The organism is Burkholderia sp. BCC1644, from assembly GCF_902833225.1.
Lineage (GTDB): Bacteria > Pseudomonadota > Gammaproteobacteria > Burkholderiales > Burkholderiaceae > Burkholderia.
Genome location: NZ_CADFEI010000007.1, coordinates 264,654 through 284,639, shown reverse-complemented (window position 1 = coordinate 284,639; position 19,986 = coordinate 264,654). Strand labels below are relative to the sequence as shown.

At 66.6% G+C, this 19,986-nt stretch carries 16 protein-coding genes; all 16 read left to right on the top strand.

Annotation, left to right across the window (positions count from 1 at the left end; all coding sequences use genetic code 11):
* Positions 1-33: 33 nt before the first annotated feature.
* The 16 genes from HWX87_RS16390 to HWX87_RS16315 all read left to right on the top strand — a co-directional run bounded on the left by HWX87_RS16390 (position 34) and on the right by HWX87_RS16315 (position 19,960).
* Positions 34-1,071 (top strand): agmatine deiminase family protein, encoded by a 1,038-nt coding sequence (locus tag HWX87_RS16390; protein ID WP_176048091.1) that lies wholly within the window; start codon positions 34-36, stop codon positions 1,069-1,071.
* 45 nt (positions 1,072-1,116) lie between these two features.
* Positions 1,117-2,031, top strand: a complete 915-nt coding sequence (aguB, locus tag HWX87_RS16385; RefSeq protein WP_176048090.1) for an N-carbamoylputrescine amidase — start codon at positions 1,117-1,119, stop codon at positions 2,029-2,031.
* Positions 2,032-2,041: 10 nt separating this feature from the next.
* Positions 2,042-3,154 (top strand): polyamine ABC transporter substrate-binding protein, encoded by a 1,113-nt coding sequence (locus tag HWX87_RS16380; protein ID WP_176048089.1) that lies wholly within the window; start codon positions 2,042-2,044, stop codon positions 3,152-3,154.
* A gap of 50 nt (positions 3,155-3,204) precedes the next feature.
* On the top strand, positions 3,205-4,317 hold the full coding sequence (locus HWX87_RS16375) for an agmatine deiminase family protein (protein WP_176048088.1): 1,113 nt from the start codon (positions 3,205-3,207) through the stop codon (positions 4,315-4,317).
* Between the two features lie 151 nt (positions 4,318-4,468).
* Positions 4,469-5,980 (top strand): agmatine deiminase family protein, encoded by a 1,512-nt coding sequence (locus HWX87_RS16370; protein ID WP_176048087.1) that lies wholly within the window; start codon positions 4,469-4,471, stop codon positions 5,978-5,980.
* An 856-nt stretch (positions 5,981-6,836) separates the two neighbouring features.
* Positions 6,837-7,415 carry a fimbrial protein gene (locus tag HWX87_RS16365; RefSeq protein ID WP_244137685.1) on the top strand — a complete coding sequence of 193 codons (579 nt, stop codon included), beginning with the start codon at positions 6,837-6,839 and terminating at the stop codon, positions 7,413-7,415.
* 12 nt (positions 7,416-7,427) lie between these two features.
* Complete coding sequence (locus HWX87_RS16360; RefSeq protein ID WP_244137684.1) at positions 7,428-8,198, top strand: fimbria/pilus periplasmic chaperone; 771 nt, start codon at positions 7,428-7,430, stop codon at positions 8,196-8,198.
* Between the two features lie 206 nt (positions 8,199-8,404).
* The gene (locus HWX87_RS16355) at positions 8,405-11,038 is read left to right on the top strand and encodes a fimbria/pilus outer membrane usher protein (protein ID WP_244137683.1); all 2,634 of its coding nucleotides are present in this window, start codon (positions 8,405-8,407) and stop codon (positions 11,036-11,038) included.
* Positions 11,039-11,093: 55 nt separating this feature from the next.
* Positions 11,094-11,846 carry a fimbria/pilus periplasmic chaperone gene (locus HWX87_RS16350; RefSeq protein WP_176048084.1) on the top strand — a complete coding sequence of 251 codons (753 nt, stop codon included), beginning with the start codon at positions 11,094-11,096 and terminating at the stop codon, positions 11,844-11,846.
* A gap of 83 nt (positions 11,847-11,929) precedes the next feature.
* On the top strand, positions 11,930-14,950 hold the full coding sequence (locus tag HWX87_RS16345; RefSeq protein WP_176048083.1) for a filamentous hemagglutinin N-terminal domain-containing protein: 3,021 nt from the start codon (positions 11,930-11,932) through the stop codon (positions 14,948-14,950).
* A gap of 53 nt (positions 14,951-15,003) precedes the next feature.
* Positions 15,004-16,179 carry a fimbrial protein gene (locus tag HWX87_RS16340; RefSeq protein WP_176048082.1) on the top strand — a complete coding sequence of 392 codons (1,176 nt, stop codon included), beginning with the start codon at positions 15,004-15,006 and terminating at the stop codon, positions 16,177-16,179.
* Positions 16,180-16,218: 39 nt separating this feature from the next.
* Positions 16,219-16,479 (top strand): hypothetical protein, encoded by a 261-nt coding sequence (locus tag HWX87_RS16335; RefSeq protein ID WP_176048081.1) that lies wholly within the window; start codon positions 16,219-16,221, stop codon positions 16,477-16,479.
* Between the two features lie 203 nt (positions 16,480-16,682).
* Positions 16,683-17,375: an alpha/beta hydrolase gene (locus HWX87_RS16330; protein ID WP_176048080.1), complete on the top strand. Its 693-nt coding sequence runs from the start codon at positions 16,683-16,685 to the stop codon at positions 17,373-17,375.
* A 224-nt stretch (positions 17,376-17,599) separates the two neighbouring features.
* Positions 17,600-18,415, top strand: coding sequence for an ABC transporter substrate-binding protein (locus HWX87_RS16325; RefSeq protein WP_176048079.1), 816 nt, complete (start codon positions 17,600-17,602; stop codon positions 18,413-18,415).
* A gap of 94 nt (positions 18,416-18,509) precedes the next feature.
* Complete coding sequence (locus HWX87_RS16320; protein WP_176048078.1) at positions 18,510-19,232, top strand: amino acid ABC transporter permease; 723 nt, start codon at positions 18,510-18,512, stop codon at positions 19,230-19,232.
* Between the two features lie 2 nt (positions 19,233-19,234).
* On the top strand, positions 19,235-19,960 hold the full coding sequence (locus HWX87_RS16315; RefSeq protein WP_176048077.1) for an amino acid ABC transporter permease: 726 nt from the start codon (positions 19,235-19,237) through the stop codon (positions 19,958-19,960).
* Positions 19,961-19,986 lie beyond the last annotated feature (26 nt).

Sequence of the window (19,986 nt, the reverse complement as noted above, 5' to 3'; positions counted from 1 at the left end):
CAATCGCTCATCAATCACAACGGAGTCGGATCGATGGGTCGCTTTGATGCTCGCCAGCGCGGTTACCGGATGCCCGCCGAATGGGAATCCATGCACGCCACGTGGCTCGGATGGCCGGTTCTCGAAGACCGCGAGGACTTGTGGGGGACGCATTACGCGCAGGTTTGCCGCGAATTCGCGCTGGTCGCGCGGACGATCGCGCGCTACCAGCGCTGCGTGGTCGCGGCGCACCACAGCCAGGCCGACGCCGCGCGAGAGCTGATGGGCCCGAGCGTCGACGTGCTGCCGGTCGCGGCCGAGGACAACTGGCTGCGCGACTGCGGGCCGATCTTCCTCGTGAGCGAGCAGCACGGGCTCGGCGCGGCTGTGTTCCGCTTCAACTGCTGGGGCGAGAAGTACCAGCCGTACGACGGCTGCCAGCAGGCCGGGCAGGACATCGCGCGCGCGGCCGGCGCCGAGATCTTCAACTCGCACATGGTGCTGGAAGGCGGCTCGTTCTACGTCGACGGGCAGGGCACGCTGGTCACGACCGAAAGCTGCCTGCTGCATCCCAACCGCAATCCGCACCTGAGCCGCACGGAGATCGAGGCGGAGCTGCGCCGGATGCTGGGCGTCGAGAAGATCGTGTGGCTGCCGGGCAACCCCGACGAAGTGGAGACGAACGGGCACGTCGACGGCATCGCGTCGTTCATCGCGCCCGGCCGGATGCTGTGCCAGACCGCCGTACCCGAGCAGGGCGACTATTTCCGCGTGATGCGCGAAAACCGCCGCGCGCTGGAACTCGCGACCGATGCGGCGGGGCGCCGTTTCGAGTTGCTCGACCTGCCGTCGCCGATCGTCAGCGAACGCTTCGGCTCGGAGCGCTACTGCGATTGCTATGCGAACTACATCCTGGTGAACGGCGCGGTGATCGTGACCGCGTTCGGCGTCGAGCAGGACGAGGCCGCGCGCGACGCTTTCAGCCAGGCATTCCCGGGGCGTAAGGTGGAGATGCTGCCGATTCCGACGCTGTCGATCGGCGGCGGCAGCATCCACTGTTCGACGCAGCAGCAGCCGTCCGTCGCGCGCTGAGCGACGTTCCATCAGCGGTTTCCGGTCCTACCGAGGAGCAACGCAATGCCGTCCAAATACATTACCGTCGCCGCCGTGCAGATGGCGTCGGGCAGCTGGAATCTCGAAGACAACATGGCCACCGCGGAGCGCCTGATCCGTGTGGCCGCCGCACAGGGCGCGAATCTCGTGCTGTGCCCGGAGCTGTTCGCGATGCCGTACTTCTGTCTCGACCAGAACGTGCGCCATCTCGAACTCGCGCAGCCGTTCGAAGGCAACGTGCAGATCGCCCGGTTCGCGGCACTGGCCGGCGAGCTCGGCATCGTGCTGCCGATCGGCTTCTTCGAGCGTGCGGGCAATGCCGCCTACAACTCGATCGCCGTGGCGGATGCGGACGGGCGCGTACTCGGCGTCTATCGCAAGACGCATATCCCGGACGGGCCCGGCTATACGGAGAAGTTCTATTTCACGCCGGGCGACACCGGCTTCAAGGTGTGGGACACGCGTTTCGGGCGGATCGGCATCGGCATCTGCTGGGATCAGTGGTATCCGGAGACGGCGCGCAGTCTCGCGCTGATGGGCGCCGAGATCCTGTGCTTTCCGACCATCATCGGTTCGGAGCCGTTCAGCAGCGAATTCGATTCGGCCGGCCACTGGCAGCGCACGATGCAGGGCCATGCGGCGGCCAACATGGTGCCGGTCGTCGCGGCCAACCGGATCGGCCGCGAAACGGGCTTCGGCAACGGCAATCCGCAGCAGCAGGGGCTGACCGGCGTGTTCTACGGGTCGAGCTTCATCGCGGATCACACCGGCGAGAAACGGGCCGAGGCGAACCGCACCGACGAAGCCGTGCTCGTGCAGACGTTCGACCTCGACGCGATCCGCGCCGACCGCCAATCGTGGGGCTTTTTCCGCGATCGCCGCCCGGAGATGTATCGCACGTTGCTGACCAGCGACGGCGTGTCGTCCTGTTATCGATAAGGGATTCGCCATGAAACGGAAAGGATGGCTGCGCGTCGCGGCGCCGGGCCTCGCGTTGTGCGTGCTGGCCGCTGCGGCCCGCGCCGACGAAGAGAAGGTGCTGAACCTGTACAACTGGAGCAACTACTTCGCGCCGGATACGATTGCCGCGTTCGAGAAGGAAACCGGCATCAAGGTGCGCTACGACGCGTACGACAGCGACGAGACGCTGCAGTCGAAGCTGCTGACCGGCAACAGCGGCTACGACCTCGTGTGGCCGACCAACGACTTCATGGCCAAGCAGATCCAGGCCGGCGTGTATCGGAAGCTCGACAAGGGCCGGCTGCCGAACCTGAAGTATCTCGACCCGTCGCTGCTGAAGCAGATGGCGCAGTCCGATCCCGGCAACCAGTATGGCGTGCCGTACATGTGGGGCACCGTGGGCGTCGGCTACGACCGCGCGAAGGTGAGCGCGATCCTCGGCAAGGACATGCCGGCCGACAGTCTCGACCTGCTGTTCAACCCGGCGATCGCGGCGCGCGTCGCCGCGAAATGCGGGCTGGGCCTGCAGGACTCCGCGAGCACGGTGCTGCCGCTGGCGCTGCGCTACATCGGCCGCGATCCGATGCGTCCGTCCGCGCAGGATTACGCGGCCGCGCAGGCGATGCTGATGAAGGTCCGGCCGTACATCCGTCAGTTCGTCGGGTCGTCCGACGCCAACGAGCTGATCGAAGGCGAGCTGTGCGTGACGGTCGGCTTCTCCGGCGCGATCAACCTGGCCGCGCAGAAGGCGAAGGCGCGCGATCCGAAGCGCGACGTCGTGTACGACATCCCGCGCATCGGCACCCTGATGTGGTTCGACGCGATGGTGATCCCGGCGTCGGCGAAGCATCCGGACAACGCGCACGCGTTCATCAACTACATCCTGCGTCCGGACGTGATCGCGAAGATCTCGAATTCGACGCGCTACGCGAACGCGAACCAGGGCGCGCTGAAGCTGATGGACCCGGCGCTGGTTCGCGATCCGGGCATCTATCCGGACGACGCGACCCGGCGCACACTGTTCACGCCGATCGCCGAGTCGCCGGCCGCGATGCGTCTGGAAGGCCGGACCTGGCTCGGCTTCAAGACCGCGCGGCCGTGACGGCGCACCATGAAATCATTGAAGCAACCGGCAAGCGAAAGAGGAATGCCATGACCACACGACGTCAACTGTTGAAACGCGGCCTGTCCGTATCGGGCGCGGCGCTGGCCGCCGGTACGCTGGGCGGATTGTTCGGCCGCGCCGCGTACGCGCAGCAGGGCGCCACCTGGCACATGCCGGACGAGGGCGCGCCGCACACGGCGACCTGGATGGCGTTCGGCCCGAGCGAGGACATCTGGGGCGCGCGGCTGCTGCCGGTGGTGCGCGAGAACCTCGCGGCCGTCGCGAAGGCAATCGCGGCGCACGAGCCGCTGAAGATGCTGGTGCGGGAGCAGGACTATGCGATCGCATCGCGGCTGTGCGGTTCGTCGGTCGAGCTCGTCCAGCATCCGGTGGACGATCTGTGGATGCGCGATACGGGGCCCGTGTTCGTGAAGAACGCGTCGGGCCAGCTCGGCGGCGTGAGCTTCAATTTCAACGGCTGGGGCAACAAGCAGGAGCACGACCAGGATGCGGAAGTCGCACCGTTCGTGACCGAGCGCGCCGGCGTGCGGCTGATCGACACGAAGCTCGTGCTGGAAGGCGGCGGCATCGAGGTGGACGGCGAGGGTACGGCGATCATCACGCGCAGTTGCGTGCTGAATGCGAACCGCAACCCGGGCGTCAGCCAGGCGCAGTGCGAGGCCGAACTGAGCCGCCTGCTCGGGCTGAAGAAGATCATCTGGCTGCCCGGCATCGCAGGCAAGGACATCACCGACGGGCATACCGACTTCTACGCGCGTTTCACGAGCCCGGGCGTCGTGGTGGCCGGGCTCGACACCGATCCGTCGTCGTACGATCACGCGGTGACGCGGCAGCATCTGGAGATCCTGCGGAAATCCACCGATGCGAAGGGGCGCCCGTTGAAGGTCGTCGTGCTGCCGGGGCCGAAGACCGTCCGGCACACCTACGAGAACGCGGAGTTCGCGGCCGGCTACATCAACTTCTACGTGTGCAACCGCGCGGTGATCGCACCGCAGTTCGGCGACAGTCGCGCCGACCGCAATACGCGCGACACGCTCGTCGACCTGTTCCCCGGCCGCGAGGTCATCCAGCTGAACATCGACGGCATCGCCGCGGGCGGCGGCGGCATCCACTGCACCACGCAACAGCAGCCGGCCTGAGCACGGCGACGGGCCGGTCCGCGTGACCGGTCCGCAGGCTGCTTCCATTTTCCAGTCTTTCCGGACTACTGAAAACAAGGCGGAATCCGTCCCACGGGACGGAAGCCGGCGTGCACGCCTGCGCGCCGTCCGCGCAACGGAGTTGAAATACATGACGAAGAAAGGCAACAACGCGAGCACGAACCCGCACGCGCCGCCCATGCCGGATGCCGGCCGACGCGGATTCATCCGCTGTTCGGCCGCGTGGCTCGGCATGCCGCTGTTGGGCAGCCTGGCCGCGTGCGGCGGCGGCGACGGCGGCGGCACGTCCGACGCGGCGTCCGCGTCGCGCCCGACGCCGTCGGCACGGCCGGCCGGGTACCGGATGCCGGCCGAAGATACGCCGCACGCATTGACCTACATGACCTTCGCGTCCGCCGTGGACGGCATCTGGGCGCCCGTCACGTCACAGAGTACGGATGCCGGCATCGACCGCGTGCGGGCCGACCTGATGGACGTCGCGAAGGCGATCGGCGCAACCGAGCCGGTCAACATGCTGGTGCTGCCGGTCGATCTGGACGCGGCGCGCACGCTGCTCGCGACCGCGAGCGTCGCGAATCCGGACCTGCATGCGCGCTATGCGACGCGCGCCGCGGGTACCGGCGGGATCACCCTCGTGCCGCTCGCCGGCGGCTTCAACGATTTCTGGGTGCGCGACACGGGTTGCGTGTTCGTCCGCGATACGGCGAACGGCAATGCGCTGAACGCGATCGGCTTCAATTTCAACGGCTGGGGCAACGCGAACACCGACGGCGCCGGCCAGAGTGCGGGGACGATTCCGCCGGCGATCCTGGCCGCGAGCAACCGGTCGAAAGCGGGCAAGTTCTTCCAGTCGTTCAGCCAGGACAGCAGGGTGGCGGGCTGGATGGCGCAGACCAGAGGCGCGAACCTGATCCGCAGCACGTTGACGCTCGAAGGCGGTGCGATCGAATTCGACGGCGACGCGACGGCGATCCTCACCGAGTCGGCCGTGCTGCACGTGAACCGCAATCCGCAGCTGTTCGACATCCCGAACGGCGCGATCGCCAACGCGACGCTGTTGCCGACGGCCCGCGATACCGTGCTGGCCGAACTGAAGCGCACGCTCGGCGTGCAGAAGATCATCTGGCTGCCGGGCACGGCGACCTACCCGCGCGGCAGCGGCGTGGGTGGCGCCGGCGGCGCGGCGTCGCCGGCTGACGAGAGCGACATCACGAACGGTCACGTCGATTTCTACGCGCGCTTTCTCGCGCCCGGCGTGGTCGCATGCTGTTACGACGCGTCGAATTCGACCGGCGAGCGCGCATTGACGGATGCGAACCGGAAACGCCTGGCCGGCCAGACCGACGCGAACGGCCGGCCGCTGCAGATCGTCGAACTCGTGCCGCCGGTCAACTACGGCACGTCGGCCGGTACGACGCTGAGCGCGCGGCAGATGTCGCATTTCGCGGCCGGCTACATCAATTTCTACACGTGCAACGGCGCGATCGTGATGCCGAAGTTCAACGACGCGGCGGCCGACGCGGCCGCGGTTGCCGCGATCCGGCCATATGCGGCGAACCGCGCGATCGTGCAGGTCGACATCCTCGGCATCGCGTCCGGCGGTGGCGGCATCCACTGTGCGACGCGGGAAGTACCGGCATGAGCGTATCCCGTCATATCGATATGGAAATCGATTCGTTGTCCGTTGCACGCGATTTCCTTAATCTGGGCCTGTAGTTCGTGTGACACCTCCTTGACTGGGATTCGCGCCCGCTGCGTACAGCGGGCGTCTTTTTTTGCGTGCCGCCGGCCACGGCGCCACGATCGGTCCCTTCACGTCTGCCGAAGCGCGCGGACTTCGCGCGCGGCCGCCCGACCGACGCATGCAGGCGCCGGCCTGCATCACGATATTTCCTTGCCTTCGGGTCCAGGCCGTTCGGATTTGCGGTAATGGACACCGCGCGTTCTCCCGACGTGCCGCAGTAATAAAAAACGAAAACATCGGACACTGGCGCATTGCTTTTTCTCGCGGACAGGGCCGCTTTCCATTTCAATCATGAATCACGGTAGCTGGATTGGGTTTTATCCCGACTTTGTGTATTGAATTAGGACTTTTCTGCTGACCCGAAAATCTCTGCCGTTGAGCGTATTGACACGATTATTTATCCATGCCTGAGCCGGTCGTTGAATGGCCTGCCGGGACGGCGGCACCGGCGTGCCGGAATGGCCTCGTTGACTGGAGAGCCGTTTCGATAGCGGATGCGAAAATAATCTGCCCGAATCCGGTTCTTCACGCATGCTTTCGGTTCCGTCAATTTCTTACTTGTACGATATTAATTTCAGGCTCGGATAAATAGAATTGCGTGGTCGTCAATATTCGAAGGGGAACGGAGCATTCCGTTTCTCCGGGAATGACGGCGCGGCCGTCATTTCGCGTCATGTCGTTGAAGCAAGCGGTATTGCGCATGTCGGCCGGTATGCCACAAGCCAATCAATCTCATAGGAAAGTGGAAATGAAGATGAAACTTCTTCAGTGCTGGGTTGCGGCCGGTATCGCAAGCGCGGTCCTGGCTCCGACGGTTGCCCATGCATACGACGGGACGATCAAGTTCGAGGGCAGCATCTCGGACGTGACGTGCAACATCAACGGCCAGGCGCCTGGCGTAGACAATATCCGCGAAGTGTCGCTGGGCGACCATATCAACCCCAGCACGTTCGCCACGGCCGGCTCGACGTCCACACCCGTGCCGTTTGCGCTGAATATCGGCGGCAACGCGGGTTGTACCGACGATACCAAGGTCGTGATCGATTTCGACCCGGCATCGGTCAACGTCAATCCGGCCACCGGCAACCTGAAGCTCGTCGGGACGAAACCGGCCGTAGGCGTGGAGATTCAGGTCAGCGACGCCGGCAACGGCAAGGCCGGCAAGATCTGGCTCGGCAAGCCGCAAAACCTGGCGGATGCGCAGGTCGCAACCGTGAAGAACAATACGGCGACGCTGACCTATTCGGCCGTCTACGTGTCGACGGTCGACCAGGCCGCCATCAAGACCGGCTCGGGCAATTCGTTCATCCGCTACACGCTCGCTTACTACTGATCGTTGCTGTCCATGTTCCATGCCATGATCTTGTCATTTCGGACTATTAATTATGTGGTGACGTGTTGCGTCGTGGCATGGGCTGCCTGCGCCGTGCCGGCGCAGGCGGCGCTTGTATTGAACGGCACGCGTGTGGTTTTCCCGGAACGCGAGCGCGACGTGACGGTGCGCGTCGAAAACACGTCGGAGCAGCCGGTGCTTGCGCAAAGCTGGGTCGACGATGGCCGTGTCGACGTGCCGCCCGAACAATTGCAGGTGCCGTTCATCGTCGCTCCGTCCCTGAAGCGCGTCGAGCCTGGCCGCAGTGCCGTGCTACGCATCACGCACACGCCGGCATCGCTGCCCGGCGACCGCGAATCGATCTACTGGCTGAACGTACTCGAGGTGCCGGCCGGCCCGAAGGATGCCGGTAACCAGCTGCGCTTCGGATTCCGGACGCGCATCAAGCTCTTCTTCAGACCGGCGGCGATTGCCGACGGCGTGGATGCCGCACCCGATCAACTCATCTGGAAAGCGGCCGCGGCAGCGCCGGGCGCGGGCGGCCGCACGGTCGTACTCGAGGTTGCCAACCCCACGCCGTATTACGTTTCGTTCGGCAAGGTGGAGAGCGATGCGGGTGGCACGTTCGTATCGGCAGGCGGCGGAATGGTCGCACCGTTCGACCACGCCCGGTTTGTACTGCCGGGTGTTGCCGCATCGACGCGGAAGCCGGCAACCGTGCGGTACATGGTCATCGACGACTACGGCGGTCGCACCACGATAACGAAAAAACTGGCGGACTGAGCAGGGCGTCAGGCCACACCGTATCGAGGCACGATTCAACATGCCGTTTCACGGGTCGATATGGACGACCAGTTGATTCGGCATGCGAAAAAACGAAATTTCTCATGCAGAGCTTTTCGGTTATTCCTACCTTGCACGCTCCGGTACCGGCGTCGCGCCGCCGATCGCGATCGCGTCGGCGGGCGATCGCATCGGCACTGACGCCGGTGGCGGTCGCCGTCGCGAGCGCGGGCCTGCTCGTGGAACGCGCGGCCGCGGCAACCGCAACGCTGGCGCACGACGACACAGGCCACGACACGCCGGTTGCGGCGGAGCCGGCATCGCAGGCCGGCGACACGGTCCGCTTCGACGAATCGATGCTGATGCACGGGGCCGGGGCCACACCGATCGACACGACGCCCTACGAGCGTCCGAACGTGCTGACGGAAGGGCAGCGTCGCGTGGATTTCGTCGTCAACGGGCAATGGCGCGGCGTGGAAGAGATCGCGTTCCGGCGCGCCGGCGACGGCCGCGTGCGGCCGTGCTACGACCGTGCGATGCTGCAGCGCGCGGGCGTCGATCTGGCGCGCAGCGAGCGCGGCCAGGATCGCGATGCGCGGCCCGAACCGATGCCCGACGGGTTGCTTTGCGAGCCGATCGCCCGCCATGTTCCCGGGGCCGAGCTGTCGTTCGATCAGGACGAACAGAAGCTGTATCTGGTCGTCCCGCAGTTCTACATGCGGCTCGCGAACCGGAGCACTTACGTCGACCCGTCGACCTGGACGAACGGCGTGCCGGCCGCCCTCGTGAACTACAACGCGATGGCGTTTACGACGCGCGCCGGCGGCTACGAGTTCGCGCAGCTCTATACGGGGCTGACGATGGGTGCGAGCGCCGGGCCGTTCCGGATTCGCCATACGGGCAATTTCACCTGGTCGCAGCGCGGTGTCGTGCGCTACCAGCGCGGCAACGTCTACGCACAGACGGATCTGCCTGCATGGCGGGCCCAGTTGCTCGTCGGGGAAAGCTCGACGAGCGGCGACCTGTTCGACGCCGTATCGTTTCGCGGCGTCCAGATCTCGAGCGACGACCGGATGCTGCCCGATACGCTGCGCTACTACGCGCCCGTCGTGCGCGGCGTTGCCCAGTCCAATGCGCGCGTGACGATTCGCCAGCGCGGCTATCTCGTGCATGAAACGACGGTTGCACCGGGTCCGTTCGAGATCGACGACCTGCAGGCGATGAGTTACGGCGGCGACCTGAACGTGACGGTGACCGAAGCGAACGGCGACGCGCACAGCTTCATCGTGCCGTTCGCGACGACGGTCCAGCTGCTGCGGCCGGGGAGCACACGATTCAGCGCGATGGCGGGCCGCGCGATCGATTTCGGTTCAGGTACCGGCGGCGGCGCGCAGTATGTCGGCCAGTTCACCGTGCAGCGGGGGATCAACAACCTGGTGACGGCATACGGCGGCGGCGCGTTCACCGGGCGCTACCAGTCGGCGCTGATGGGCATCGCGTTCAATACACCGATCGGCGGCATCGCGGCCGACGTCACGGTTGCGCGCACGCAGCCGGCCGGCGCCGAGCGGATGAACGGGTCCAGTATCCGCGTGTCGTACAGCAAGAATTTGCCGAACAGCGGCACGAACTTCTCGCTGCTTGCGTATCGCTATTCGACGAAAGGCTATCTCGGCCTGAGCGATGCGCTGCAACTGGCCGGCAGGACGGCCCAGGGGCTGTCGGCCGACGCGTTTCCCCGGTTGCGCAATCGCGTCGATCTCAACATCAGCCAGCAGATCGGGCAGGCCGGCAATGTCTATCTGAACGGCTCGTCGCTCAGTTATTGGGCGGGACGCGGCCAGACGCTCAGCTTCACGCTCGGCTACAGCAAGCAGTGGCGTGACGTGACGCTGAGCGCGTCGGTCCAGCGGGTGCGCAACATGTCGGCCGGCATGTCGTCGTTCGGGCGCCCGGAAGGCAACACGCTCGCGAGTGTGAGCGTGTCGATTCCGCTCGACCGGAACGCGCGTCGCGCACCGACGTTCAACACGCTCGTCACGCACGACAGCAGCGCGGGCACGAGTGCAATGGCAGGCGTGTCCGGGCGTTTCGGCGAACAGGGCGACGGCTCGTACTCGCTGTCGGCGACCTACGACGGCAGCAACCGCGCGTCGTCGGGCAGTGTCGGTGTCGGCTACCGGATGCCGACGGCGTCGCTCGCGGGTAACTTCGGGATGGGCAGCGGCTACCAGCAGGCGTCGCTCAGTGCGTCGGGCGGGCTGGTCGTGCACCCGGGCGGCGTGACGCCCGGGCCGACGCTGGGCGAGACGGTCGGTGTCGTGCGCGCGCCGGACGCGCAAGGCGCGTCGGTCGGCAATTCGGATGCCAGGGTCAACCGGTTCGGCTATGCGATCGTCCCGAGTCTCGTCCCTTATCAACTCAACCGGGTCGACATCGATCCGAAGGACGTGGCGGACGACGTCGAGATGACGACGGTCTCGCGCAGCGTCGCGCCCCGCGCCGGCGCGGTCGTGATGCTTTCATACGATACGGTGAAGGCGCGCGCGCTGCTGATCGACGCGACAACCGAGGACGGCCGCCCGTTGCCGTTCGCCGCGCGCGCGCTCGATGCGCGGACGGGCGCACCGCTCGGGGCAGTCGGCCAGGGCAGTCGTCTGTTCGTGCGCAGCGGCGAGCATGACGGCCGAATCCGGGTCGAGTGGGGTCAGCGACAGGATCAGCAGTGCGCGATCGACTATTCGGTGCCGGCGGAGCAACGCGCGGGCACGGGCTATGTGACGCTCACGCGCGTGTGCCGTGCGCCCGCGTCACTGCCACCGCGGGCCGGGAGGCCGTAGTTCGATGCGCGTCGTTCTCTCCCGTTTCGTATCGCTCGCGGCCCGGAGGCCGTCCATGCGGCGCAACGCGCACATTCTGCCCCACGTGATACGGGTGGCGTTGCTCGCGGCCGCCGTGTTCGTGCCGGCCATCGTTTCCGTCCCCGCGTCGGCAGCGCTGTCGGTCGTCGGCACGCGCTTCATTTATTCCGGCGGTGCGCGCGCGCAGACGATCGCCGCCCGCAATCTCGGCAGCACGCCGATCCTCGTTCAGATCTGGCTCGACGACGGCAACGCGAACGCCGATCCGGGCGGGCTTCGTGTGCCCTTCGTCGTCGCGCCGCCGCTTGCGCGGCTCGACCCGCAGCAGGCGCTGGCGGTACAGGTGCGCGCGATGGGCGACGAGTTGGCAACGGATCGGGAATCCCGCTTCTGGATCAACCTGCTCGAAGTTCCGCCTGCCGGGCAGGCCGACAACATGCTGCGCATCGCGTACCGGTTGCGCATGAAGCTGCTGTACCGGCCGCGCGGCATCGACGGCGATCCGCGCGACGCACCGGATCGCCTGAGGTGGACGGTGTCGGATGCGCGGGCGCATCCCGTCCTCGTGTCGGTCAACCCGACGCCGTACTACGTGACGCTGACGCGCGTCGTCGTGCAAGGGCGGCCCATCGTGCTGGCCGGCGGCGCGGTCGACGTCGAGCCGTTCGGTCGCACCGAGATTCCGCTCGATGCGCCGTCAGGCCCACCGGCGGACGACATCCTCTTTGACGCGGTCGATGACGGCGGCCGGTCGCGCGAGCACCGGGGGCGGCTCGATGCGCATTGATCGCCGGTACCCCGGCAAACCATGCAATACCCGTCCTGCCGGGGATATCGGCAGGGATTCAACCATTACGAGGCAAATCGACAATGAACAAAACCTACGCTCTGGTGTGGAACAGCGGGCAGGGAGTGTGGCAGGTTGCAGGTGAACGCGCGCGTCGCCGAGGCAAGGCATCGACGCGCACCAGGAGGATGCTGGCCGTCGCATGCGTCGCCGGCGGTGCGATGAGCGCCGCGCATGCGTTGCCGGTCGGCGAGAACGTCGTGTCCGGGAGTGCCGACATCCTGCGTTACGACAACGGCCGGCAGATGTCGATCAACCAGCACAGCGACAAGCTGCTGACCGAATGGTCGTCGTTCAACGTCGATGCGGGGCAGCGCGTCAAGTTCAACCAGCCGTCCGCGTCGTCGATCGCGCTGAACCGGGTCGTGGGGCAGCAAGGCAGTACGATTCACGGCAGCATCGACGCGAACGGCCGCGTGTTTCTCGTCAACCCGAACGGGATCCTGTTCGGCAACGGTGCGCAGGTCAACGTCGGCGGCCTCGTGGCCTCGACGCTCGACATCAAGAATGCCGATTTCGCCGCCGGGAATTATCGATTCTCCGGCTCGTCGATCGGCAACGTACAGAACCGCGGCAACCTCGTCGCGGCCGAAGGCGGCGCTATTGCGTTGCTCGGCGCGCAGGTCGTGAACCGTGGCGTCGTCCAGGCCCAGATGGGCACCGTCGCGCTCGCCGCGGGCGACGCCGTCACGCTGAACTTCGACGGCAGCAAGCTGCTCAACCTGCAGGTCGACGAGCGTGCGGTCGGCGCGCTGGTCAGCAATGAACGTCTGCTCAAGGCCGATGGCGGTCAGGTGCTGATGAGCGCGCGCACTGCCAATGCGCTGTTGCAGACGGTGGTGAACAACCAGGGCGCCATCGAGGCGCGCACGCTCAGGAATTCCGCCGGGCGGATCTCGCTGGACGGTCACGATGCAGGGACGGTCAACGTTGCCGGTACGCTGAACGCCAGCGCGACGACCCCCGGCAACGGCGGCACGATCGACACGCGCGGTGCGGACGTGAAGGTTGCGCTCGGCGCGACGGTCGATACCCGTGCCACCAACGGACGCAACGGCGTGTGGCGCATTGCGTCGTCCGACCTGTCGGTCACGCCGGGTGCGAGCCGGCAGGGGACGATCGTCGCCGATACGCTGTCGCGCAACCTGGGGATGACGGATATCGAACTCGTCGCCGAGCAGGGCAAGCTGTCGGTCGACGGCCCGGTGAACTGGGCAACCGGCAATCAGCTGACGCTGACGAGCCGGCAGGGCGACGTCGCGGTGAACGGCGCGCTACGTGCAACGGGTGCGAACGCCGGGGTGGCCATCGACGCGGCACAAGGCGCGCAGATCAACGCGCCGGTCGCGCTGACCGGCGCGAACGCCCGTTTCAAGCTCGACTACGTTGGCGCGTATTCGCTCGGCAACAGCGCATCCGTCACGCTGTCCGGTGCGGGCGCAGGGTTCGAGTCGAACGGGTTTCTCCATACGGTGATCCAGACCCTCGCGCAGTTGCAGGCGATCAACGCGAACCTGGGCGGCCTGTACGTGCTCGGCAACGACATCGCCGGCGGCTATTACAACACCACGTTCCAGACGATCGGCGCCGACACGCCGTTCTCCGGTGCGTTCGACGGCCTCGGTCATTCGGTCAGCAGGCTGTCGATGACGAGCGGCAGCCCCTATGCGGGCCTGTTCGGCCTCAATACGGGCCGCATCGCGAACCTCGTGCTGAAATCGTCGAGCGTCGGTGCGGCCACAGGCCCGGGACCGGTCGCGATCGGTGCGGTGGCTGGCGAGAATCGCGGCGAGATCGCGAACGTCGTCGTGTCGGACAACACGCTGGTGCGAGCCGGCGCGAGCCGCAGCAACGTGCTCGGCGGCCTCGTCGGCATCAACCGCGGCAGCGTGGCGCAATCGTCGTTTACCGGCAGGGTGGAAGGCAACGGCATGACTTACGCCGCGGGTGGCCTCGTCGGCGAGCAGGCGTCGATTGCCGGGCATGCGATGGCAACGATATCCGACGGCACGGCGAACGCCACCGTGTCGGGAGGCGCGTCGAACATCGCATCGCTGGGTGGTCTCGTCGGCCTGAACCGCGACGGTGCGATTCGCAACGGCACGAGCCTCGGCTCGACATCCGCCTATGGCTTGTCGGGCGTCAACGTCGGCGGCCTGGTCGGCGCGAACCTGGCCAACGGGGTCGTGCAGGGCAGCGCCTCCGGACGCACGACGGGTGGCACGGCCGGTACGGCGGGCGGTTTTGTCGGCTACAACACCGGCAAGATTTCCGATTCGACTGCAAGCGGTGTGGTCGACGGCAGGTCCGCGCAAGCCATCGGCGGGTTCGCCGGGCTGAACCAGGGCTCCGTGGTCAAGAGCAAGGCGCTGGGCGCGGTCACCAGCGCGTCGTCCGGCGCAACCGGCGGCTTTGTCGGCATCAACCAGGGCCGCGATGCGCTGATTGACGATGCACAGGCACACGGCACGGTCTCCGGCGGGCAGGGCACCGTCGGCGGCTTCGTCGGCAGCCACATCAACGGGACGATCGCGCATTCGGTCGCGCGTGGCAAGACGACCGGCGGCAACTACAGCAAGACGGGCGGCTTCGCCGGCTACAACGAGAGCGTACTGGCCGACAACGATGCGAGCGGCGACGTATCCGCCGGCATGTATGCGTCGGTGGGCGGCTTTGCCGGTACCAACGCAACGTCGGGCACGCTCGCCGTCGCATCGGCGACGGGCAACGTTCAGGGCAGTACGTCGAGCGTCGTGGGCGGGCTCGTCGGCGACAACCTCGGCGAGATCTTCGGCTCGTCGGCGTCGGGCACGGTCGGCGGTGGCTGCCAGGCAACGCTCGGCGGCCTGGTCGGGCTGAACGCGGGGCTGGTCGAGAGCTCGGCGGCAAGCGGTCGCGTCAACAACAGCGCCTATTCGTCGTGGCAGCAGGTTTACGGCGGCCTCGTCGGCGTCAATCGCGGCACGTTCCGGTGGAGCCATGCGGTCGGTGCCGCCGCGCAGCAAAAGATCGCGGGCGTCAACCTCGGTGTGATCGAACAGTAAGGCATTCGGCGACGGGCGATGCGACGCCCGTCGCCGCTTCAACGGGAGACAGCATGACAACGATACTGCGGCGCGTATGTCGATGGGGGCGTACGCCCGCGCGCTTGTTCAGGGCCGCCGTGTGCGCGGCGTGCGCATGCTATGTCTATGCGGCAACGGCGGGGACGACGGCCGTCGATTGCACGTTCAGCAACGTCCAGGCGACGAGCTGGAGGCAGGTCACGCGCCTGACGAACAGCACACCGGTCGGCGCCGTGCTCTATCAGCGCATGGTGTCGCTCATGGTGGCGTACAGGTACGGACCTCAAGGGCCCTACGCGTACGAGCTGGTGAGTGCCGGGCACTGGGAGGTGGGGACGGTCGTTACCGACGGCCTCGCGCGGACGAACGTGGACGGCATCGCGTTGCGCTGGTCGGGTGTCGACAGCGACGGCGAATCGCGCAAGCTGGTGCAGAGTGTCTATCCGACCGCGGTCGCGAAGTCGGCGATCAATCGCGTGGAGGGGGGCGGGACGTCCGCCGGCGATACGATCATGGTCTATTTCGAGCAGCACCTCATGCTGACCAAGGCGGCGACCTCGTTGCCGGAGGGCGAGATCGTCGTGAACGACCTGCTCGGGACGCCGCGCATCACGTTGTACGCGTATACGTTGCCGGAAAACGCCGCGTCGCTCGGCAACGAAGTGATCTTGACCCCACCGCTTCCATGGAACATGTGCAAGCAGTCGATTAGCTATACCGGCGTCGGCAACCTGACGATCGGCGGCGGTGGCGGCATTCCGATACCGAAGCAATGCGAAGTCGAGTCGAACATGATCGTTCCGGTCAATCTCGGCAGAGCGTCGCTCGGTCAGTTCCCGAGCCTGCATGCAACGTCGCAGCCGGTCGATTTCAACATCACGCTCAGCCGGTGCGCGGCGGCGGCGAAACCGACGATCAGCTTCCGCGACAAGGCCGTCCAGCCGAATGCGGACAAGACGCTGCTGCAGCTCAGCGCGCCCGAAGGGCAGGCGACCGCCCGCGGCTTCAACATCGTGATGACGAACGGCCTGACTGGCGAGCGGATCAGCTACGATGAACCGGACAGCGCGAAGCAGTATCCGATGAAGCGCGTCGGCGACACCGCCGTGATGCCGTTGAGCGCGCAGTACATCCGGACCGGCACCGACAGCGAACTCAGGGCCGGCTACGCGGGCGGCGCCGCGGAGTTTACGTTCACGTTTCCGTAACGGCCCCGGCACTGCGCGCATGCGGAGAAGATGCGTGCAGTGGCCTTCATCGCACTGCGTGTGGCGCAAAGCACCATTTGCCGGTTCGGATTCGCGACGCGCGCCGATGCACTGGCGGTTTCGCGACCGGCACGCTTCGCGATGTTCGTCGAGCCGGGCCGCCGCGCTCCCCGGCCTCGCGTCGGGCTGCGGCGTTCACGGCTCGACGCGGGAAGATTCCACGAATGCGTGTCCCGTCATATCGATATCGAAATCGATTCGTTGTTCATCACGCGAGATTTCCGCACCCTGACGGCGTAGTTCGTGTAACACCTCCTTGACTGGGATTCGCGCCCGCTGCGTGCAGCGGGCGTCTTTTTTTGTGCGCTGCACCGCATGCCGGCACCGGCAGGGTTGGTGGCGTGCGGCCGCTCGCCTATGCTGGTTGCTGCGTGTCCGCGCGCCGGTCCGGATCGGCCGGGCCGGTGACGGTTCGATGACATGCCACGTCAAGGAGATACACGATGAGCAAACCCGCGATCGTGCTCGTGCACGGCTTCTGGGGCGGCGCCGCGCACTGGGCAAAAGTAATCGTCGAACTCGCGCGCAAAGGCCGTACATCGCTGCATGCGGTCGAGGTACCGCTGACGTCGCTCGCCGACGATGCCGAACGCACGCGCAAGATGGTCGCGCAGCAGGCCGGCCCCGTGCTGCTGGTCGGCCATTCGTACGGCGGCGCCGTGATCAGCGAGGCAGGCAACCTGCCGAATGTCGCGGGCCTCGTGTTCATCGCCGCGTTCGCGCCGGATGCCGGCGAAAGCCCCGGCGCGATCACGCAGGAACACCTGCCGGAAGCCGCGCCAAATCTCGCGCCCGACAGCGACGGCTATCTGTGGATCAAGCCCGACAAGTTCCACGAGAGCTTCTGCCAGGATCTTTCGTCGGACGAAGCACTGGTGATGGCCGTCACGCAGAAGGCGCCGGTGGCGAGTACCTTCGCGGACACCATCAGTACGCCCGCATGGCGCTCGAAACCGTCGTGGTACCAGATCTCCAGCGAGGACCGGATGATCGCGCCGGAAAACCAGCAGCGGATGTCGGCGCGGATGGGCGCGCGCAAGATCATCACGCTCGATGCGAGCCATGCGTCGCTTGCGTCGAAAGCGGTGGCCGTTGCCGCGCTGATCGACGAGGCCGCGACGGCACTCGCCGGGTAGAGCGCGGGAAGCAGCGATGACGGGCAGGGCACGGCGCGATGCCGCGCCCGTGCCCCACGTGGTTCATCACGAAACCCGCAGAGCAAAGCACCATTTGTTGGTTCGGATTCGCCGCACGCACTGATACGTTAGCGGCTTCGCGACGACACACTCCGTCGCGATGTTCTTCGAACCGGGCCGCCGCGCGATCCGCGGCGGCCTTCATAACAAATCAGGTCGTGCTCATGAAATTCCACACTCTCGCTACGTGGCTCGTCGGGGCCGCGCTCATTACCGCAGGCACCGTCGCGCATGCGGACCGGCTCGACGATATCAAGAAGGCCGGCGTGCTGCGCGTCGCGACGTTCGACAGCAACCCGCCGTTCGGCTATGTCGATGCGAAGAACAACCACATCGTCGGCCTCGACGTCGACTATGCGAAGGCGCTCGCCGACAAGCTCGGCGTGAAGCTGCAACTGCAGCCGACCAATCCCGCGAACCGCATTCCGTTCCTGACGTCCGGCAAGGTCGACCTCGTGCTTGCGAACTTCACGATCACCGACGAGCGTGCGAAGCAGGTCGACTTCAGCATTCCGTATTTCTCGTCGGGCCAGCAGTTTCTCTCGAAGAAGGGCGTGCTGAAATCGGCCGACCAGTTGAACGGCCTGCGCGTCGGCGCGGACAAGGGCACGACCAACGAGATCACGCTGCGCGAGAAATTCCCGAAGGCGACGATCGTCGCGTACGACGACACGCCGTTCGCGTTCGCCGCGCTGCGCGCCGGCAACGTGCAGGCGATCACGCAGGACGGCCCGAAGCTGATCGGCCTGCTCGCGAACGTGCCCGACAAGCAGAACTACGAGATCCCGGCGTTCACGATCTCGAACGACTACATGGGCGTCGGCGTGCCGAAGGGCGAGACGCGTCTGCTCGGTTTCGTCAACGACACGTTGAAGGGCCTCGAGGCGAACGGCCGCGCGACGCAGATCTACGACGCATGGTTCGGACCGGCGACGAAGACGCCGCTCACGCGCATCTTCCGGATCGGCGACAAGACCTGACCTTCGCCGCACGCGCGCCGCGGCCGGCCGGAACCTCGGCGTCGCGGCGCTTTTCGTTTTCTTCCGATCGCGTGCCTCGCACGCGCCCCCCAGCATGCTCGGGTTGGCTCCCAAATATCTGTCCTGGCTCTGGCAGGGCTTCCTGCTGACACTCGGTCTCGCGGCCGCGTCGGCCATTGCCGCGACCGCGGGCGGGCTGCTGCTCGCGGTCATGCGTCACGCACGCGGCGCGGCGCCGCGCGCGGCCGCCGCCGCGTACGTCGTCGCGTTCCGCAACACGCCGCTGCTCGTGCAGCTGCTGTTCTGGTATTTCGGCGTCGCGTCGTTGCTGCCCGACACGTGGATCGCGTGGCTGAATGCGCGCCATGCGTTGAGCGCGGGCCCGTTCACGCTTGCGTGGCCGTCGTTCGAATTCGTCGCGGGCTGGGTCGGGCTGAGTGCGTATACTGCCGCGTTCGTTGCCGAGGAATGCGAAGCCGGCCTGCGCGGCGTGCGTCGCGCGCAGCATGACGCGGCGGCGGCGCTCGGCCTCACGCCGATGCAGTCGCTGCGTTACGTGGTGCTGCCGCAGGCCGTGCGCATCGCGCTGCCGCCGCTGTTCGGCCAGTACATGAATCTCGTGAAGAACTCGTCGCTCGCGATGGCGATCGGCGTGGCCGAACTGTCGTATGCATCGAGGCAGGTCGAGACCGAGACGTTCAAGACGTTCGCCGCGTTCGGCGTCGCAACGTTGCTGTACGTCGCGGCGGTGGCCGCGATCGAGGCCGGCGCGTATGCGGCCACGCAATGGCGCGACCGGCTCGGAGCAGGGCGCTGACGATGGATCTTTCGCTGCTTCTCTCCAACCTCCCGTACCTGCTCGTCGGCGCGTTTCCGGACGGCCCGCTCGGCGGCGCTGCGCTGTCGCTGGTGCTGGCGATCGCGTCGGCCGTCGCGTCGGCCGTGCTCGGCGTGGCGCTCGGAGTCGCGATGGCGCTCGCTCGCGGGCCGGTGCGCGTGCTGCTGCTCGCGTTCATCGGCTTCTTTCGCGCGATTCCGGTGCTGATGCTGATTTTCTGGACGTATTTCCTGATGCCCGTGCTGCTGCACATGGACGTGCCGGGGCTCGCGACGGTCGTGTGCGCGCTCGCGCTGATCGGCGGCGCGTATCTCGCGCATGCGGTGCATGCGGGCATCGTCGCGGCCGGCGACGGGCAGTGGCAGGCCGGGCTGTCGCTCGGGCTCACGCGCTGGCAGACGGTGCGTTACGTGCTGCTGCCGCAGGCGATCCGGATCATGACGCCGTCGTTCGTCAACCAGTGGGTCGCGCTGGTGAAGGACACGTCGCTCGCGTATATCGTCGGCGTGCCGGAACTGTCGTTCGTCGCGACGCAGGTGAACAACCGGCTGATGGTGTATCCGGCGCCGATCTTCCTGTTCGTCGCCGTGATCTATCTGGTGCTGTGCACGTCGCTCGACGGCGCGGCACGCTGGCTGCTGTCGCGCCGCCCGCGCGCGGAGCGCGCCGCGCAGGCGACGGCGGAATACACGGAACCCGCGCGGTAACGGCGTGCCGCACCCTGCGGCATGTG

Excerpts from the sequence above, each read along its gene's own strand:
- HWX87_RS16380 (WP_176048089.1), top strand. The coding sequence starts at position 2,042 with ATGAAACGGAAAGGATGGCTGCGCGTCGCGGCGCCGGGCCTCGCGTTG.
- HWX87_RS16325 (WP_176048079.1), top strand. The coding sequence starts at position 17,600 with ATGAAATTCCACACTCTCGCTACGTGGCTCGTCGGGGCCGCGCTCATT.
- HWX87_RS16370 (WP_176048087.1), top strand. The coding sequence starts at position 4,469 with ATGACGAAGAAAGGCAACAACGCGAGCACGAACCCGCACGCGCCGCCC.
- HWX87_RS16375 (WP_176048088.1), top strand. The coding sequence starts at position 3,205 with ATGACCACACGACGTCAACTGTTGAAACGCGGCCTGTCCGTATCGGGC.
- HWX87_RS16365 (WP_244137685.1), top strand. The coding sequence starts at position 6,837 with ATGAAACTTCTTCAGTGCTGGGTTGCGGCCGGTATCGCAAGCGCGGTC.
- HWX87_RS16340 (WP_176048082.1), top strand. The coding sequence starts at position 15,004 with ATGACAACGATACTGCGGCGCGTATGTCGATGGGGGCGTACGCCCGCG.
- HWX87_RS16360 (WP_244137684.1), top strand. The coding sequence starts at position 7,428 with ATGTTCCATGCCATGATCTTGTCATTTCGGACTATTAATTATGTGGTG.
- HWX87_RS16320 (WP_176048078.1), top strand. The coding sequence starts at position 18,510 with ATGCTCGGGTTGGCTCCCAAATATCTGTCCTGGCTCTGGCAGGGCTTC.
- aguB (WP_176048090.1), top strand. The coding sequence starts at position 1,117 with ATGCCGTCCAAATACATTACCGTCGCCGCCGTGCAGATGGCGTCGGGC.
- HWX87_RS16330 (WP_176048080.1), top strand. The coding sequence starts at position 16,683 with ATGAGCAAACCCGCGATCGTGCTCGTGCACGGCTTCTGGGGCGGCGCC.
- HWX87_RS16345 (WP_176048083.1), top strand. The coding sequence starts at position 11,930 with ATGAACAAAACCTACGCTCTGGTGTGGAACAGCGGGCAGGGAGTGTGG.
- HWX87_RS16350 (WP_176048084.1), top strand. The coding sequence starts at position 11,094 with ATGCGGCGCAACGCGCACATTCTGCCCCACGTGATACGGGTGGCGTTG.
- HWX87_RS16315 (WP_176048077.1), top strand. The coding sequence starts at position 19,235 with ATGGATCTTTCGCTGCTTCTCTCCAACCTCCCGTACCTGCTCGTCGGC.
- HWX87_RS16390 (WP_176048091.1), top strand. The coding sequence starts at position 34 with ATGGGTCGCTTTGATGCTCGCCAGCGCGGTTACCGGATGCCCGCCGAA.